The sequence below is a fragment of the Actinokineospora diospyrosa genome (assembly GCF_024171925.1).
Classification (GTDB): Bacteria; Actinomycetota; Actinomycetes; order Mycobacteriales; family Pseudonocardiaceae; genus Actinokineospora; species Actinokineospora diospyrosa.
On record NZ_JAMTCO010000013.1, the window covers coordinates 80618 to 98396 of the forward strand.

A 17779-nucleotide genomic window follows, 5' to 3' on the forward strand; every position below is an offset into this window, starting at 1 on the left:
TGAGATCGAAGGTGACCGAGTGGGCCGTGTTCACCTTCAGGCTGGTCGTCATCCCCGCCGCACGGCACGCACCGGCCAGATGGCTAACGCTCGCAGTTGTCGCCCTGCCTCGACCGGCGACTGGCGTTTCTCATCATCGGCGGGCTGCGGAATCGGTCATGCTGGCGAGGTGACTGTCGAGGAACGGCCGGACCAGCGTCTGAGCTGGCTGCTGCTGGTGTGGGTGCTGCTGTTCTGCACGTGGCTGTTCGGTGTCCCGCTGCTGGTGCTGCAGGCCGCGTTCACCGGGGCGTTCACGCCGGTGGACACGGCCGCTGACCTCGCCGAACGCGACAGGCTGACGATGTGGGCCGAGATCGTGGCCGTCGGGGTCCCGCTGGTGGGCGTGTTGCTGGCCGCGATCACCCGGCGGAGAGCGCCCGCGGTCGTCTTCGGGATCCTGTTGTTCCTGAGCGTAGCCGTGGCCGGCTACAACTGGGCATACGACGCCCGCCACAACCCGGCACCCGCGACCACTCCCGAGCCCCGGATCTGCCAGGAACACAGCGGCGGCGACAACCGATGCCCCGGCAACTGATCGACCACCACCCGCCTGCGGTGAACTGTCTTCGCAGACCCCAGGCAAGATGTGGGGCTGATGGGGCCAGGTGACATTCGAGCGTGGAGGGGTTTTGAGCGAGCCCGAGTCTGATGATGATGACCGGTGGGTGGACATCATGATGCCGCACGGTGCGATGCGGGTGCCCCGCAACTCGCCACTCGGGTGGGTGTACGCGCCGGATGTGGTCGCCGAGCGCTTGACCAAGCAGTTGTCCACTGGGCGGATGAACTGGAGTCTGACCCCGCTGTGTGACCTGGTGTGGATGCTGATCCCCGAAGCCCGCCCGTTCGTGGCTGAGGAAGCCAAGAAGGAACTCGACTGGGCGATTGAGCACGGCAAGTTCTTGGGTGTGATCTCAGATGGTGAGGTCGTCCGACACCTTCGCTACGACCTCATCGTTCCCGCCCTCGGTAGCCCTGATGGCGACGACCTCATTCGGCGTTGCCTGCTGGTGCTGTGGCGGATGCTCAGTGTGGACGCGGAGTGGTACGCGAACATGATCTCCCTGGAGATCACCCTCCCTCTGCTCTACGAGGGTTGGCGCTCAGAACTGAACCGCCTGGCCCCAGACCTCATGACCTACATGCGCAACCGCGTCAGCGAATACGAGGAAATGCGCAAACTCTACGGCGACGGATCCGACTGAGAACACCATCGCATCGAGTGCGTGTTCGAGGTGGACGTCGTGTGGCCCGCTGTGTCACGAAGGGACTATCAGCTTGCGTGACGACGCGCGCCTCAAAGCATAGGTTCCACAATGGAGATACTCCGCGATCTAGTTACTCCACAACGCAGCGACATTGCGATCGTCCCTTAGGTCTCTTGTGTACTGATCGACCTTCCTGAACACTGCTCACGAACTTTGGTGCGGTGCAGGGAACGCAGGAGGAGACCGGTGCGAGCGAAGTCCCGGGTGTTCGTTGGGGTGGCCGCAGTGATCGCGCTCGTGGTCGGGTTGACATCGGGGGCGTCGGCTGCGCAAGAACCGGTGTTGGAGGCGGCACACGGCGCAGGGCCTCGGCTGGACTGGCGGCCGTGCGCGGAACTGCCCGAGGTCGACTGCGCCACCTTGCAGGTCCCGGTCGACTGGTCGAAGCCGCGCGGGGAGAAGATCGACCTCGCGCTCGCCCGGCGCAAGGCGGCCGATCCGCGCAAGCGGGTGGGTGCGCTGGTGATCCACCCCGGCGGGCCGGGGCCGTCCGGGGTCGAGTTCGCCTATGCCGCGCCCGGGTGGTTCAGCCAGGACATCCAGGACCGGTTCGACATCGTCGGGTTCGATCCGCGGGGTGTCGGGCGTAGCGCGCCGATCGTCTGCTCCGCCGACCTGATCGCGCGCAGGCCGTCGACCTACCCCACCACGCGGGCCGGGTTCGACGCGCTCGCCAGGTACAACCGCGAACTCGCCGCCGACTGCCGGGCGCGCAGCGGACCCGTCGCCGACCACGCCGACTCGCTGGCGGTGGTCGAGGACCTCGACGCGATCCGGCGGGCGCTCGGCGAGCAAAAGATCAACTACTACGGCCTGTCCTACGGCACGCTGGTCGGCCAGCAATACGCCGAGCGCTACGGCCGCAACCTGCGCGCGATGGTCATCGACTCCAACCTCGACCACAGCAGCACCGACCCGCGGAAGTTCACCGACGGCACCGCGATCGCCGCTGAGGACTCCTTCGCCGAGTTCGTCCGCTTCTGCGACACCAACCCGGCCTGCGCGCTGCATGGTCGTGACGTCGGTGCCCTCTGGGACAACCTGCTTTCCCGCGCCGACCGCGGCGAGATCACCGACCCGGCTGACCCCGCCCGCGTGGTGTCCACGAGCGAGATCGTCGACTACGCGCTGTGGTCCTTCTACGATCCCAGTTGGACCCAGTTGTCCCACTGGCTGCTTGCCCTCTCCGAGCCCTCCTCCGCGCGGACCCGCGCCCTCTCGGCAGATGACGCGACCCCGTTCCCCTTCCTGCCCATCTTCTGCCAGGACTGGCAGATCAGGCCGCGCACCTTCACCGAATACACCGGACTGCTGCGCCGCGCCCGCGAACTCTCCCCGCACATGTCCCGGGCCTTCCTAGGCCACGACGTCCTGCACGGCTGCGTGGGCCTGCCCGACGCCACCAACCCCCAGCGCCGCCTGAACCTCAGCAACGCCCCCAAGATCCTCATGCTCAACAACCTGCACGACCCCTCCACCGGCTACGACTGGGCCAAGTCCCTGCACCGCCAGACCCGGGGCACCACCGTCCTGCTCACCTACGAGGGCTGGGGCCACGCCAGCTACATCCGCACCAACTGCATCCGCGCCGCCGCCGACCGCTACCTCATCACCCTCCACACCCCACCCAACAACACCCACTGCGCCCCAGCCGAATCCCCCGAGATCCCCCCGCCGTCGGCGAAGGCATTGCGCCCCGCCCTGGCAGGATGGTGACCATAGTGGACTCCCGACTGTTCGAGCGCCAGTGCTTGCCTTAAAGGGCGGTTGTTCACCGAGGACCTGTTCCGCGAGTTCGTCTCCTAACTCGGCGACAAGGTCTCTTGAAACCACGACGCCGTCCGGGTACGGGTTCACCGACATCCCGTACCTGGACGGCGCCGCGACGAGGTGATCACCGGCCCGGCGGTCTTCCGCTGCACGCCGACGGCGTTTTGCCGGGCACCCAGGTCGACCTGATCGTGCTGTTCGCCGCCGATGGTGCCACCGTGGTGTGCGACCAGGTCATCACGTGGGCCGAACTGCCCGAGGACCTCCGCGTGGTGCTCGACCGCGGCCACCTCCAGTACGTCGCGTCCGAGCGCGGCTACTTCACCAGCGTCCCCAGGGCTGGTACCCGATCCCTACCTTGCGCGACTACCGCCGGGTCAAGTCGCTGAACGTCGCCCGCCATTCGAGGCCGACGAGGTGCTGGCGAGCTGGGACATGCGTGCGCTGAGTGCGTCGTCGGGGGAATCTGGGTGGTTCTTCACCAACCTACGCGCGCACTTGTCGAACGCCCGCTACCTTTACGAGCACCGGTGGACAGCTGAAGACCTGGTGGTGATCGACAACCGGCGCACCCTGCACCGCAGGCGCGACTTGGCCGACGCCCCGGGTTCCTGCGCGGCCAGGTCACCCTCGCGGCCGTCGACGGCGCGCCCGGGGCCACGAGCAGTTGAACCGCCACCCGACTGGGGAGAGCCGCATGCAGGTGCTCGTCGTCAGCCCGCCCAACTCCAACACCGTCATCGACGGCGCCTCGTGCACGGTCACCAGGCCGGAGGAACACACGGACTGGTCGGACTTCCCGAACCTCGGACTGCTCACGCTGGTGTCCGCACTGCGCGCGGTGCCCGGCGTCGAACCGGTCTACCTCGACGGCACGGTGATGCCGTGGCCCGAGGTCCTGCGCTACCTCGAGGACAACGCGGGCGACGTGCTCGCCCTGTGCGTCAGCGCCCTGACCGCGACCTACGAGGCGGGCATCGACCTGTGCGCCGCCGCGAAACGGGTCAACGACCGGATCGTCACCGTCCTGGGCAACGACCACGTCACCGCCCTCACCCACGAGTGCCTCTCGACGCGGCGCGGCGTGGTCGACTACGCCTTCATCGGCAACGAGATCATCGGCGGTTTCGTCGACTTCATCGCCACCTTGAGCACGCACGGTGACGTGCGCGACGGGGATCACCCCGGCCTGGCCTGGTTCGACGGGTCCACAGTGGTCACTCGCCCGCAGCGCGAGGAACCGATCCACACCGACCTCGACTACGCGCTGATCGACGCGGCCTTCGACCACAGCGCCCGCTACCGCGGCAACTTCGACGGCCGGGTCGTACCCACCTTCGAGCGCCTGACCGGTCGCCGGGTACACGCGGGCATGCCGGTCGAGATCGGCCGCGGCTGCATCAAGTTCGCCCGCAACGACGCCTGCTCGTTCTGCTCGATCCAGTTCGGCGGCATGTGGCGCAACTCCGTCGCCTCCGCTGAGGCCGGGTGGGCGGTGATCCGCGCCGCGCATGCCGCCGGGTACGACTACCTATACCTGACCGCCGACGAACTGCCGCTCACCTTCGGCAGACTGCTACGGGAAATGGTGGCCTCACCCCCACCGTGGTGGACCGCGCTGAGCGAGGACGACCGCCCGGTGATGGTCGGCTACGCCCGCGCCGACGGCCTATCCGACGAACGCCACGCCACCACCTTGCGCGCCCTGGGCGTCCGCCAACTCATGGTCGGCCTCGATGCGGGCACCGCGATCTCATTGCACGCCATGAAGAAGCCACTGGCCCCCGCCCGCGAGCTGAACTCGGCGTTCCGAGCAGAGAAGATGTTCGACCACAACGTGCGCGCCATGCAAGCGGCGAAGAATGCCGGACTCCTACTCAAGGTGGGCTTCGTCATCGGCCACCTCGGCATGGACCCCGCACTGATGCGGGAGAACGTCGACTCCATGAAATCCCTGCTGGAATCCGGTGCCGGCAGCATCGCCTCCCTTGACGTCGAGGTCCTGTCCCCGGAACCGGGCTCGCTCGACTTCACCATGCTGCTAGACCCGGACAAGGCGCGCACCCGCGCCGCGGTTCTGGGTCTTCCTATGCCGGATCAGCGAACCCACGAACAACGCGCAGCGAAGTGGCGCCACAAGGACATCATCGACCGAGAGGCCGCCATGGCCGACTACGTGGAATCAGTCATGCCCGGCCTCACCTTGGCCGACCTCGCCGCCGCCCGCGCCGAGGTCCGCGACCACGGCAAGAGCCTGGGCCTGACGATCGGCGGCTGACCGGTGACCACCACCGCCCTGCTCGGTTTCGCCGGACTCTGCCTGCTCCTGGCCATCACCCCGGGCCCGGACACGTTCCTGGTGTTGCGCTACAGCCTCTCCGGAGTCCGCCCCGGTGTGGCCGCTGCTATCGGCTCCGGCTTGGGCTCGGTGGCTTGGGCTGCTGCGGTCGCGCTCGGGCTGAGCGCGTTCCTGCAGAACTCGGCGTCGGCCTTTGTCACCGTGAAGGTTGCGGGCGGGCTCTACCTGCTTTACCTGGGGCTGGTGGGTTTCCGGTCCCGCCAGCCCACCGGTCCGGTCGCTGAGTCGGCAGCGCCCAAGGTAGGCCCCGCCCTGCGGTCCGGCCTGTTCTCCTGTGCCCTCAACCCCAAGGTAGGCCTGTTCTTCCTCGCGGTCGTCCCACAGTTCCTGCCCGCGCACGCGGTGGGCTTCCACATGATCATGTTGCTCGGGGTGATCGACGGTGTCGTGGCGGTCATCTGGCTGGTGGTGGTCGCCGTGGGCGCCGCGCGGGCGGTTCTGTGGCTGCGCAAGCCGAGGGTGACCAGAACCCTGGACCTGACGAGCTCGCTGATGCTCGCCGTCCTCGGCGCCATCACGCTGCTGACCGTCCTCTGAGGTAACCACCGGACTACCCACGACGACAGCTAGCTCCGAGGGTTCACGAGCACGCGCGCCAACCGGCGGCAACGCCGCAGTGATCATCGATGTACAGAACGGCCAGCAGCTATCCGCCCGTGCGGTGGTCACCCAGTTGGCAGCCTCGGCTGAGTTCGCGGACAGCTCGTTCGTCAACTCCCACGTGCGTGGCCATTGGTTCTCGGCTGTGGCCGAACTGGCCGACGCGGCCGAGGGACGAGGTCGGCATCGTGCATTTCCCGGAGGAGTCTGACAGACGACCGGAGCGGCTGCGGTTCATCGGAGTGGCACGGGTATCACGCTGGTGGGCAGGCTCTCGAGCTTGGGCATCCCAGTTGGAAAGCCGTAGTCCTCGGCGATCCGGATGTCCGCCACCGCGGTGTGCAGGGCCTCCCGGCAGACCGAGTGCACGGCCTCGCGCATTGCCTTGAGCCGATCCAGGTTCAGCACCCGGCCGACCTGGTCCATCCGGTCGCCGCGTGACTGCACCCGGTATTCGTGCAGTAGATCGGCGCCCGTGCGGATCCGCCACATGCTCCACCCCAGGTAGAGGCTCGTGCCGTAGGCGAACACGGACACGTACACGTGGTGGTAGCCGTCCACGAGGACCAGGCGGTTTCCCATCACGCGCGTCGCTGTCATCCTGCTGGCGGTGTTGCTCTGGATCGGCATCTCCCGGTCCCGCAACCGCCCGGCGATGTGGCTGTACACCGAGTCCGCGGCCGCGGCCTTGCCCACCAGCAACGTCGACCACTCGCTGATCGGCTCGTTGTGCGTGGACCGCCGGAAGATGTTCCAGCGAACCAGCAGGACAACCAGCGCCACGACCGCCACGAACACCAACTCGGACATGCCCAGGGCCGATCGAGGCAGCACCGCGAGGACCAAGAAGGAGAAGACCAGCACGCCCGCGGCCCACAGTGCCCGCCGTATGGTCGTCCGCACCATGTCGAGCGCCTGCGAGTCGTCCAGCAGCAGGTCAATACGCTCGTGCCTCAGCGTCTCCGCGAGATAGGTGGCGTCTCCGTCATCGTTCTCCGTTGGCAGGCCTGGTATCTCTGACATCCGAACCTCCGGCTGCACGACGTGGCACAAGAAGCTATAGCACCAACCAGAGCCGTTCGGCCATGCTTGACCTGGCCTGTCAACAATGTGTCCGGAGGGCGGGGCATCTGGCCGACGAGCACGTCCAGATCGTATCGGTGCTCGATCCAGGGGCCCACTCGACACGAGGGGGTTTGTCACAGCTTTGCCAACCGGGTGTGGTTTGGCGCGAGCGAGACATAGCCCTTCCGAGGGACTCGGCGATCGGTCAACGCGCGTTGTATTCGGCCAAGATCTCATCGAGCACCCGCCGGGAGTTCACGGCTGCGGCGTCGGACTCGTTCACACTGTTGGCGCAGTACACCAGCGTTTTCCACAACGCCCAACCTCGGCCTCGCGACCACAGCGCGTCGTTGATGCCCAACCGTTCTCGGAAGACCACGCGGCTCTCAGCGGTCAGCAGAGTCCAGGCGATCGCCAGGTCGCACGCTGGGTCCCCGACACCGCAGGTGCCGAAGTCGATGACGGCGTGGAGTGCGCCGTTGTCGAGCAACAGGTTGCCCTCCGCCAGGTCGCCGTGGAACCAGACGTCGACGCCGTCCCAGCGCGAGTCCAGTGCGCTCTTCCAGATCTCCTGAACCAGCTCGACATCGACGTGCCCGCGCAGGGTGGCCAGTGCGTCGCGCGCGGAGGCGTCGTAGGTGAGCAGTGTCGCGCCGCGGAACCAGTTGTGGATCCCCGGTTGCGGCCCCACAGAGGCATCGATGCCCTGCAAAGCAAGGATGAAGTCGGCCAGATCCCGCGCGAGCCCGATCTGGTCGGCCACTGCCTCGAAGCTCGCAGGCCTGCCCTCGATCCACTCGTAGACCGACCAGGAGAACGGGTAAGCGGCTCCTGGCGTGCCCTTGGCGAGCGGTACGGGGATCGGGCGGGGGAGGGACGGGGCCAGCACCGGGAGCCACTCGTGCTCCTTGTCGACGGCCAGGGCGTACTCGCGCGCGCTGGGCAAGCGAACCAGCATCGAGTCGCCGAGGTGGAAGGTCACGTTGTCCCACCCGCTCTTCGCCACCGGCGCGATCGGGAGCGAACCCCACTGGGGGAACTGATCAGCGACGAGCCGCTCGACCTGCTCCACCTCAACAGAGATGCGTTTGGGCAACGGCCCGAGATCCGGGGTCTCGTCCAAGAGAACTCGCTGTCCTAGTCGGGGTGCGTGCCGGTCACCCGGATGACGGGCTGCCGCGTGACCAACCCCAGCTTGCCAGACCTCGATGAACTGCGACCTGATAGGCCGAATCCCCGGCGCTCGGAGAAATGCGACCGCACCGAGGATCCGGCTGGGGGGTACGACTTAACCCCACGTGAAGTTGCCTGCGCCGTCGTTTCTGAAGTACTGCACTCGTAGTTGGGGCGTATCGGAGATCACGCCGACGTCCGGGTGTCCGTCGTCCTCGATGTCGATGCTGAACACCTGGTACGCCTGGAAGCCGCCTGCGAAGGCGACTGGGGCTTTGCCGCTGCCGAACTGGATTTCCGGGACCCAGTAGAGGAACTCGCAGCGTCGGGACATCAGGATGTCGTCGCCGCCGTCTCCGTCGAAGTCGGCGATGACGTGCTGGGGGACCGGGTCCGAGGAGCAGCCGGAGATGGGGCCGGGCACGAAGCTGCCGTCGGAGGTGCTGTTGTACGAGCGGATCTCCCTGACCTGCTTGCTGGAGGACCACACGTCCGGGTAGCCGTCGGCGTTGAAGTCGGCTGAGCGGAGGGTGTTGGGGAAGGGCAGGCCCGGTTGGAGGCCGGTGACCTTGAGCTTGTCGCGCACCAGGCGCAGCGTCAGGAGACCGCCCTCGGACCACTGGAAACCGGTGGTGATCAGGTCGGGTTTGCCGTCGCGGCGCAAGTCGCCCACAACACCCATGTCGGGGCAGTACGGCGCTGATGTGCGCGGCGAGTCGAACGTGTAGTCGCGTGATGCCCCAAGGGTCCCGTCGGGCTTACCTAGCTCGATGCCGAAGACGCAAGGCGTCTTGCCCGGCCCACCCGGCTCGACACCGGGGGTGACCCGATCGGCGATCCGGTCACCGTTGACGTCTCCCCGGAATGCGCGCAGATTCGGCTCGGCGGCAGCCGTGGCAGGCACCAACCCCGCCACCACCACCGCGACGATGGCGCCCAAGACCGCCATCCGTGACTTGCGCATGGAACTCCCCTCGTCGGTCAGGCACACGCTGTCGCAGCCCGCCCACCCGGTTGATCGCCGCAGGCATCCTGCGTGTTCACCCTTTCACCCACAGTGACTCCGACCGGCCCCCGCCCGCACGGCAAAGCTCGCACATCGCACGATCAAATGGTCCCGGCCAGTTCGCGACCACTCTCAACGAATCCGCACTGCGGCGGCTTGCTCAACGACTCGGGAACCTACGGCGTAGCAACGGGGAACAGCGGCTGGTTAACCCCGGGCAACGCGGTCGATTCGCGGTCTGCGTTTCGGATGCCCACAAGGGACAGCAAGGATTCGGGCGAGTGGCGGCCTGCGCGGGCGTCAGGTACCTCCAGACGCCTTACGGGTGATCATGGCACCAGCACGATCTTGCCGGTGGTGCCGCGTTTCTCGAACAGTTCGTGGGCCGCAGCGGCTGACGACAGCGGCAGCACCTCGCCCACGACCGGCTTCAGCGCGCCCTCGACGCCCAGGCGGAACGCCTCGGCGCGTAGCCGGGCGCCGTAGGCCGGTTCGACGAACACCCGTGGCCCGAAGCCGGACACCCGCAGACCTCGGGCGAGGAAGTCGACCGGGGTGACGGCGGGCAGCTGCGCGCTGGCCGAGCCGAACACCACCGCGCGGCCGACGCCGATCGCCAGCAGCCCGAACGCGGCCTGGCTGATCTCGCCGCCGACCGGGTCGAACAGCAGATGCACCTGGCCGACCTCGGCCTGCACCTTCTCCGCCCAGCCCGTCTCGGTGTAGTCCACCGCGAGGTCGGCTCCGAGCTGCTTGGTCAGGGCGAGCTTCTGCTCACCGCGGGCCGCGGCCACGACCGTCGCGCCCGCCCGCTTGGCCAGCTGCACCAGCAGGCCACCGACGCCACCCGCCGCGGCCAGCACCAGGACGACCTCGCCCGCCTGCGGCGCGCCCGTCTCGGTCACGCCGACCGCGGTCGTGCCCTGGCCGAACAGCGCCAGCGCCTCGTGGTCGTCCAGTGCGTCCGGCACCGGTAGTGCCGCCGCGGCAGGCAGCACCGCGAGCTCGGCGTACCCGCCGCCCGCGATCCCGCCGACCACACGCGTTCCGACCAGCGACGCGTCCACGTCCGCGCCGACCGCGGCGACCGTGCCCGCGACCTCGAAGCCCGGCGTGAACGGCAGCGGCGGCGCGGGGAACCACGGGTGCGCACCCATGGCGCCGGAGCGCATCTGCACCTCGGCGTAGCTGATGCCCGCCGCTGAGACGCGCACCAGCACCTCACCCGTCCCCGGCGTCGGGTCGGGTACCTCTTCGAGCTTGAGTACCTCGGGCCCACCCTGCTCGTGGAACCGGATCGCCTTCATCCCCCACCGTCCCTCTCACCAGCCAGCTGTTTCGGACCGCCGGTCAACTTAGGCTGCCTACACTACTTCCATGACGGTGGAAGGTGTCCAGCCCGGGGTCAGGCGTCGTGCCGAGCGCCGGGACTCGATCCACAACAGGAAGGCGGTCCTGGCCGCGGCGCACCGGCTGATCTGCGCCAACGGCGTCGACCACGTGTCCATGCAGGACATCGCGGCTGAGGCGGGCGTGGGCAAGGGGACCCCGTTCCGCCACTTCGGCGACCGCCACGGCCTGATCGCGGCGCTGTTCGACCAGCTGACCGAGCAGTGGCAACCGGGCGCGCTGGACCGGCTGAGCACCCCGGACCGCCCACCCGCCGACCGCGTCCGCGACTTCATGGGCGAGCTGTTCGACGTGATCGTGGTGTCCGGCCGCCCGCTGCTGCGGGCGCTGGAGGGCGGGCACGCCAACGCCAAGAGCACCGCGCGATACCTGGCCTGGCACGCGGCGATGACCCCGGTGGTGGCCGAGGCCCGCCCGGACCTGGACGCCCGCTTCCTCACCCACGCCGTCCTGACCACCCCGCGCGCCGAGTTCGTGGACATGCTCGTCGACGGCGGCGACATGACGATGGACGAGGTCCGAGCAGGCCTGCTGGCCATGACCGACGCGCTGCTGGCGGCCCCGCCGACCTGAGGCCTCTCGGGCAGTCAGCAGCGCGCTCAGCCCAACACCCGCTCGCAACTCGTTTCAGCCCGGCAATGGCGAGCTTGCAGCAGGTCCGGAAGAGGTGCCACCTCGAAGTCTCCGCGGCGGCGAACCCGCACGTCACAAGTCAGCGGTTCGGGGCCAGTCACCCCGCCGAAGGCCAGCTTGCGTCCGCCCTCCGCGAGGCCGCGACCCGCGCGTCCGTCAACGCCCAGCAGAAGGAACAGACCTCTTCGGCCTGACCCCGCCCCGGGACACGCCAATCCCGGCGCGTCCCGACCCGCGGTGAAGACGTGCGAGTCAGCGCTCTTGGTGGCCGGGTTCAGGACCAGGGCCCCAGCACGACCCGAGCGGGTTGATCCACCCGCTTTGTCTTGGAGGCGATGGCGCCCCAACACCACACGGGCCACAACACGACGTCGTTGTTGTCCTCTTTACCGTCGATGCGTACGCATTCGTTCAACTCCAGGTGGTGTTCGCGCTGCGCCTCGCGGCTTTTGGTGCCGATCGGAGGCGCGCCCATGCTGAACGGAGGGCTCAACGTCTGCCCGTAGTCGTTGACAGCGGCCAGGAAGGAGTCTAACAGGGCTGACCAACGGCTGTCCGGAGCGGGCGCCAGCGGACGCCATTGCTCCTGCGTGGTGAGCAGCGCCGGGGCGAAGCTGCGCAGCTGGCTGTCGAGCGTGATGCAGGTCATCAGGGCATCCTTGGTGCTGGCGAACTCGTTGAGCTCCAACTTGCCGAGACACGAGGAGACCTCGTCAACGAACCTTGCCGTGTCCTCGTCCTCCGGTGGTCTCACTGAGAGGTTGTGGTAGCCGATTGCCAGGCCATGACCCATGGTGAGGATCCGCCACAAGCCGTCAGCGGCGGTTCGCAAGGTGTCAGGGGCCGAACTGTTCGGTGGGAACGGGGACTCGGGCAGTTCTACGTCCGGCAGCGCGGCGTCGATCCGGTTGGCGAGGTCGGGCCCGACGCGTTCGCGCGCGGCGAGGAGCAGGTCTGGGATCTCCCCCGGGTCAGGGGTGAGCGTGCCGAACTCAGGCCGTTGCGCGGCGACGTCTTTCCACAGTTCGGCCATCGGGTCGTCGGCCTGGTCGTCCAAGTCCTCGTCCTGGCCCGACCTGGTCGACGTTTGTATGGCCTCAAGCTCGTCAGCCGCCACGCCCAGCGCGTCGCTCACGATGGAGGCGGCCTCGTGCAGCGCGCGCACCAAGCGGGCCGCCACGCCCACCAGGGCGGCTGGATACCCGTCCTCGCTCATCAGTGGTCTCCGGTGAAGGGGTCCCACTCGGGGATGCGGTCCGGGAAGCCGTCGACCATTGGCGCCTGGTACACCATGCCGGGCCTGGCCAGCGCCTGTTCCAGGGATTCGGCGGGCAGGTAGGAGGGGTAACTGGCGTGCACGCGCAAGGAACCCCCACCGGTCAACACCGCCCAGCGGGGCGTCTCGGCTGAGGGGCCGCTGCCGGGTGCGAAGGTCGGCGGGACGATCGGCGTGCCCGAGTCGACACCGTCCACAGTGAACTGGTAGGCGCCGCCCGGCTCGACGCGCGGCAGCGCGTTCTCCGAAATGGCCGCCGTCGTCCACACCTCTCCCGGTCGCGCGCCGTGGCGCCTGGTATCGGATAGCACGTCGCAGTGCAGGACCTCGCTCGCGGGGCCGCCGCCGAACAACAGCACCGGCTCGGTGTGCCCGCCACCCACCGCCCGGACCGCCACTCGAGGCACGACTCCCGCCGAGACACTGGTGATCACCAGCGCTTGGACCGATGCCTCGTCGTGCCCCGCGTCGGTGTACAACCGGGGCCGGGGGCTGGTCACCGATCCCCGGCACAGCAGCACGCTCGGGGTGAGGTCCTGTTCGACCTGCACCTGGAACCACAGGTCCGGCGGACTGGCGGACTCGGGGGGCAGGTTGAACTTGCCCCACTGGATCGAGTCCATGCCGGTGGGAACGGCCTCGGACAACTTGCGGTGCAGGTTGACCAATCTACCGCCGTTGTAGCGCCGCCACGATGAGCGGGTGAAAGGGCCTTTCGACCACCGACCTATCGAGTCGACCATGTCGAAAGGTGTCCCCGCGCGCAGCAAGACCGGCGCTTTGCCTTCCGTTCCAACGAGTCCGAGGTCCATCGGCAACGTGCCGAGCAGGCCGGACACCTCGATCCGCAGGCGGTCACGGCCCAATTCGGCAGCGCTGTCGCCGGTGGCGACCGCGGTCGCGCCCGCCCAAGCCGCCCCGATCGAGGCGGCCTGCTTGGCCCGGTCGCGCTCAACGACGATCTCCTCCGCGGGCCAGCCGACCGGTGCGGTGCCGTGCGCCAGTTCCCGCCGCAGCACATCACGGACCAGGTCCTCGGCTCCGGGGACTCCGGTGGTGCGGCCGGACAGGGCCACCACGTCGAGTGGGACGTCCTTGCCGCCGAGGGTGCGCCGCACCAGGTAGCCGCCCAGCCGCACCGCCGCTTCCACGACTGGCCTGCACAGGCGGGCGTAGTCCTCGCGGGTCAGCGCGATCTGGTCCACCACCCCAGCGAGCTTGCTCACCCAGGTGGTCCCGGTCGGCAGGCGCTTGGGGAACACCTCGACCATCCGCCACTGGTACACATCGTCCTCGGGCGCGCGCTTGGCGTTCTCCATCGCCGCCCACAGGGCCAGGAACAGCGGGGTGGGTCCGTCGCCGTCGGTGGGCACCTCGCTGCGCAAACGCAGCCGGACGTCCTTGGGCACCGGGTCCGGTGACTTGTTCGCCAATACCCGCTCGGCCAGGGACTCACCCTCTCCGCCGCGCACCGCGTCGGCGATGGCTGCCTTGAGCCAGTAGAACATCCGCAGGGTGAGCAGGTTGCCGCCGAGTTGGGGGTGGCCGGTCGTGCCGAGTACGACGGGCCGCAGTTCGAACGCTCGTCCGCTCAGGTCGGCCCCGGTCGGTGTCCGCGTCGCGCGCTGGTGGGACGCCTGCTGCCTCAAGTTCATGGCCAGCAGGGCGATGTCGGTCGTACCGCCGCCGATGTCGACCAGCAGGGATACCCGCTGCCACGTCGGGTTCACCGGGTCCCCGATCAGGTGCGCCCGGTGGCGGAAGGTGTCGATGCCCGCCTCCCGGTAGCCGCCGAACTCGCGCAGCATGAAGTACAGCGCCGCCGCCACCGCCTCGTCCCAGTGCACGTAGACGTCGTTTTCGGGCAGACCGAGCGCGTCCACCGCGAGGCGGTGCATCCGCCGCCTCGCCTGTGGGGCCAGTGTGGTGGGGTAGGTCAGCACCGCGCGGCCGAGCCGTGCGCTCTTGATCCGGGTGAGGTCTGCGACGGCCCCCGAGTCGAGCACGCCCTGCTCCACCCGCCGCACGATGTCGGCGAGCGTCTTGCCCAACAGCAACTCGGTGTCCGGCTTCCACCCGGCGGGCACGTTGGCCACGGTCGACAGCGCGGGCTCCTCGACGACCTCAGCGAGCTTGGACTTGATCTGCCGGAACAGCAGACCGGTGCTGTTCGAGGCCAACGTGGCGTCATTGAGCAACGTCGACCGGGCGAAGTCGTCTTTGACCACTGACAACACGCTGGAGGTTTCCAGCACCTCGTGCTCGGACCCGATCGGCAGCGGCCACAGGTTCTGCGCACGCAGCGGCAACTCGTCGAATGCCTCGTTGTACAACGCGAACCGCTTACTGCCGACCCGGGTGCGGACCCCGTCGTCGTCGACGCTGGCCAACCACTGGTCGAAGGCCCAGATCACAGCACGCAACAGCCGCGAGGACTCGCCATCGGTGCCCGCTGTGGCCTTGATCCGCTCCGCCACCTCGGTCAGTTCCCCCAGAACGGGGCCGTCCTGGTCCCTGGCCAGCGCGTCGTTGACGTGGTTGACCAGGTTGGGGCCGTCGCTTTGGACTTCGGGGAGACTGAGCAGGGTGAGCACGCAGGCGGCCAGCGCGCGCTCGGTCTCGGCGCCCGGATTGTCCGGCACAACGCTGCCGTCCCACAGCGTGCTGACCGAGGACCAGGTGCCGATGTCCACCGACAGCACCTCGACCCGGTGCGCGTTCGGGTCGGCAGGCGGGCGCATCGCGGCCCTGGACTCGCTTTCCGTCGCGGCGGTCATGCCTCGGCTCCTTCCGGCGGGTTGACCATGCGGTCGATCTCCCGGTGGGTGGGCAGGATGTCGTTGAGTTCTCTGGCGAACTCGGCGAGGTTGTCGAATACCTCGTTGAGGACGTATCGCGACCTCAACCGCACCTCGTGGACCAGTGCGGCGGACAGGTCCCGGCGCAACCGCTCGGCGGTGACGAGGTCGGCGAGGTCGGTGATGGTCCCGGACCGCTTCTCTCGCGTCGGGTCCCACGGCAGCGCCCTGCCCCCCTCCAAGGGGTCTCCGGTGTGGGGCGCCGCCGTGTCGGCGTGGTGCTTGGCGAACTCGGTGGCGAGTTCGAGGTCGACCAGTTCGGTGAGCAGTTCCAGGCAGTTATCGGCCGCGTCGTGGCCGATACCGAGGGGCAACCGGTCAGCCAGCAGTTCGCGGTCGGGGGAGGACAACCTGGCGACGACCGCGGCGACCTCGGGTCTGCCGTGCAACCGCGACGCCCACTCCCGCACTGCCTCGACCAGCAACGCATCCGCCCGGTACCGCACCACCGACCGGCTCTCGGTGTAGCTGGCGAGGATCTCGGTCGTCGTGACCACGCCGTGGTTCTCGGCGCGGTCCGCCCGCGGGCGCCCTGACTTGCCCGGGCGACCCGGCCGCCGCCCGGGGCCCCTGGGTGGTCTGCTCCTACCGACACCGAAGTCCCAGGCCGTGCTGAGGGTCGCGGGCCACAACGGCCAGCCGTCGACCTCCGCGACGACCAGGTCGACCAGCTCGGCGTCCACAGTGGATGAACCGTGCGGCAGTGTGGACAGCGCGGGCACGCGGTCTGCTTCGGCCGAGTACACCCGTTGGGCGACGCGGAGGTCCGCCACGAGCGACACCAACCGTGACCGCTCGTGCTCGTTGGCCGCCGTGCGCGGCGAGCTCCTGCGCAGGCGGACCAGCACAGCGTCCAGTTCGGCCTCGTGCGCCTGTGCCAAGCGGACCAGGATGCCCAGGCCCGGGCCGGTGGTCTGCCCGACGACCAACTCGCGGACTCGGCCGAGACCGCCGTCGTCGCCGATGGCGGCCAGGGCCGCGGCCATCGGATGGTCCTGGACCAACCCGTTGACGATCCGCCCCCAGCGGCGCACCTGCTCCCTCGCGGCCGCGGCGTCCTCATGCCGAGCGCCCTGCGGCTGGTGCCCGGCCGTGAGTGCCACGGCGAGCGCGGACACCAGCGCAACCTGCTCGGGTCGGCCTCGGGTGAGCTTGCCGACCTCGTCGTTGAGCGTGCGCAGGTCCTCCGAGGAGGCGACCAGGTCCGACACCGAGCCCACCGCGTACCCGGGTGGGTTGAGCCGGTCGGCCTTGTTCGCCAGCACCACGATCGAGTCGACCAGGTCGGCCGGGGCGCCATGCCTGCCTTCGGTGAGCGCGCGCACCAACTCGCCGAGCTCCTTGTTCGCGGGCTCGGCGGCGTTCATCACCACGGCGAGCACGGTGGTCGTACGCAGCTCGCTGAGGGTGAGGTACTGGTCGCGACGACTATTGGCGGTCGTTCCGGGCAGGTCGATGAGCGCCATCGGCAACGCCCAGCCCGCGCACACCGCCGGGTCCACGGCCACGTCGACAATCACCTCGTGGATCAGCGGGAAGACCGCTCGCAGCCCTGTCACCGTGGCCAGTTGGTCGGGCAGCAACGGCTGCATGCTCCGATGGCGGGAGAACCCCGCACCCGCCATCCGCTGGTCGCCGATCTCCAGAGCCGCGACCATCGTCTCGGCGTCGAGCTCCTCTGCTCCTGTGCCCGGGTTGGTGGGCAAAAGGTGCCCGGCTACCCGCAGCGCGTCGCGGATGGCGAACAGTTCGACGCCCCACTCCTTGAGGCTGGGGTCCAGCGCGTCTGTGTTCCAGCGCGGCTCGAAGAACGCCGTCACCGCTGACCAGTCCGACCGCTGCACGTCGGTCGGGTCGACCGGGCGGCAGCCGAGGAGACCGCGGACGTCGTAGGAGCCGGTGTCCCGGCCACCGTTCATCCTCCTGGCCTCGGCGATGATGCCTGCCAGGATGTGCTCGACCAACTCGGCGACCGCCTCGGCCGTCAGTAGTGTCACCCGCCTGCGGGTGACACTGGTCGGCCCGGAACCCCTTGCCAAGCGGATCCGTGTGGGGTTCCCGGTCGCGGGCGCGTTCGTGCTGAACAACAGACCCGGCACGTCCACCAGGAGGGACGCCAGTAGCGACTTGCCCGCGGTGACACCACCCGCCAGTGCGGCGGTGGGATCGCGGTGCGCCACGAGGTGCAGGTCGCGCTGGCGCTGCCATGCGGTGCGCACCAGGTCTTGCAGGTCTGCGGGCGGCTCCAGCCGGATGAGTTCTTCGCCAACGGCCACTGCCTTCGCCCGCAACCTGGCGATCTCAACCACGTGGTCCACG

General features: G+C 68.7%; 14 protein-coding genes and 1 pseudogene. 8 read left to right on the forward strand and 7 right to left on the reverse strand.

The annotated features are described in order from the left end of the window. The first annotated feature begins 169 nt into the window (after window positions 1–169). From LV75_RS25320 to LV75_RS25345, 7 genes and pseudogenes are all read left to right on the forward strand, one after another. Window positions 170–577, forward strand: coding sequence for a DUF6234 family protein (locus tag LV75_RS25320; protein ID WP_253889510.1), 408 nt, complete (start codon window positions 170–172; stop codon window positions 575–577). A 94-nt stretch (window positions 578–671) separates the two neighbouring features. Continuing rightward, window positions 672–1247 carry a hypothetical protein gene (locus LV75_RS25325; RefSeq protein ID WP_253889511.1) on the forward strand — a complete coding sequence of 192 codons (576 nt, stop codon included), beginning with the start codon at window positions 672–674 and terminating at the stop codon, window positions 1245–1247. Between the two features lie 249 nt (window positions 1248–1496). Beyond that, a complete protein-coding gene (locus LV75_RS25330; RefSeq protein WP_253889512.1) occupies window positions 1497–3026 on the forward strand; it encodes an alpha/beta hydrolase in 1530 nt (509 codons plus the stop codon). Window positions 3027–3244: 218 nt separating this feature from the next. Further along, the gene (locus LV75_RS25335; protein WP_253889513.1) at window positions 3245–3469 is read left to right on the forward strand and encodes a hypothetical protein; all 225 of its coding nucleotides are present in this window, start codon (window positions 3245–3247) and stop codon (window positions 3467–3469) included. A 46-nt stretch (window positions 3470–3515) separates the two neighbouring features. Then, window positions 3516–3665: pseudogene (locus tag LV75_RS35915) on the forward strand (TauD/TfdA family dioxygenase); the annotation flags it as partial. A 112-nt stretch (window positions 3666–3777) separates the two neighbouring features. After that, the gene (locus LV75_RS25340; RefSeq protein ID WP_253889514.1) at window positions 3778–5358 is read left to right on the forward strand and encodes a B12-binding domain-containing radical SAM protein; all 1581 of its coding nucleotides are present in this window, start codon (window positions 3778–3780) and stop codon (window positions 5356–5358) included. A 3-nt stretch (window positions 5359–5361) separates the two neighbouring features. Further along, entirely contained in the window at window positions 5362–5976 is a 615-nt protein-coding gene (locus LV75_RS25345) for a LysE family translocator (protein WP_253889515.1), read from the forward strand. 297 nt (window positions 5977–6273) lie between these two features. On the opposite strand, the gene LV75_RS25350 is transcribed toward LV75_RS25345, so the two are convergent. The 4 genes from LV75_RS25350 to LV75_RS25365 form a co-directional block, all read right to left on the reverse strand. After that, a complete protein-coding gene (locus LV75_RS25350; protein WP_253889516.1) occupies window positions 6274–7062 on the reverse strand; it encodes a hypothetical protein in 789 nt (262 codons plus the stop codon). Window positions 7063–7309: 247 nt separating this feature from the next. Next, entirely contained in the window at window positions 7310–8227 is a 918-nt protein-coding gene (locus LV75_RS25355; RefSeq protein ID WP_253889517.1) for an aminoglycoside phosphotransferase family protein, read from the reverse strand. Between the two features lie 165 nt (window positions 8228–8392). Further along, window positions 8393–9241, reverse strand: coding sequence for an FG-GAP-like repeat-containing protein (locus LV75_RS25360; protein WP_253889518.1), 849 nt, complete (start codon window positions 9239–9241; stop codon window positions 8393–8395). Window positions 9242–9612: 371 nt separating this feature from the next. Then, entirely contained in the window at window positions 9613–10590 is a 978-nt protein-coding gene (locus tag LV75_RS25365; RefSeq protein WP_253889519.1) for a quinone oxidoreductase family protein, read from the reverse strand. A 70-nt stretch (window positions 10591–10660) separates the two neighbouring features. On the opposite strand from LV75_RS25365, the gene LV75_RS25370 reads away from it, so the two are divergent. Continuing rightward, window positions 10661–11266 carry a TetR/AcrR family transcriptional regulator gene (locus LV75_RS25370; protein WP_253889520.1) on the forward strand — a complete coding sequence of 202 codons (606 nt, stop codon included), beginning with the start codon at window positions 10661–10663 and terminating at the stop codon, window positions 11264–11266. Between the two features lie 334 nt (window positions 11267–11600). On the opposite strand, the gene LV75_RS25375 is transcribed toward LV75_RS25370, so the two are convergent. From LV75_RS25375 to LV75_RS25385, 3 genes are read right to left on the reverse strand one after another with little or no spacing between them, the layout of a single operon-like run. After that, complete coding sequence (locus tag LV75_RS25375) at window positions 11601–12506, reverse strand: hypothetical protein (protein WP_253889521.1); 906 nt, start codon at window positions 12504–12506, stop codon at window positions 11601–11603. A 35-nt stretch (window positions 12507–12541) separates the two neighbouring features. Next, entirely contained in the window at window positions 12542–15379 is a 2838-nt protein-coding gene (locus LV75_RS25380) for an acetate and sugar kinases/Hsc70/actin family protein (protein WP_253889522.1), read from the reverse strand. Further along, on the reverse strand, window positions 15376–17778 hold the full coding sequence (locus tag LV75_RS25385; protein ID WP_253889523.1) for a hypothetical protein: 2403 nt from the start codon (window positions 17776–17778) through the stop codon (window positions 15376–15378). The genes LV75_RS25380 and LV75_RS25385 overlap by 4 nt, the downstream gene beginning before the upstream one ends. Window position 17779 lies beyond the last annotated feature (1 nt).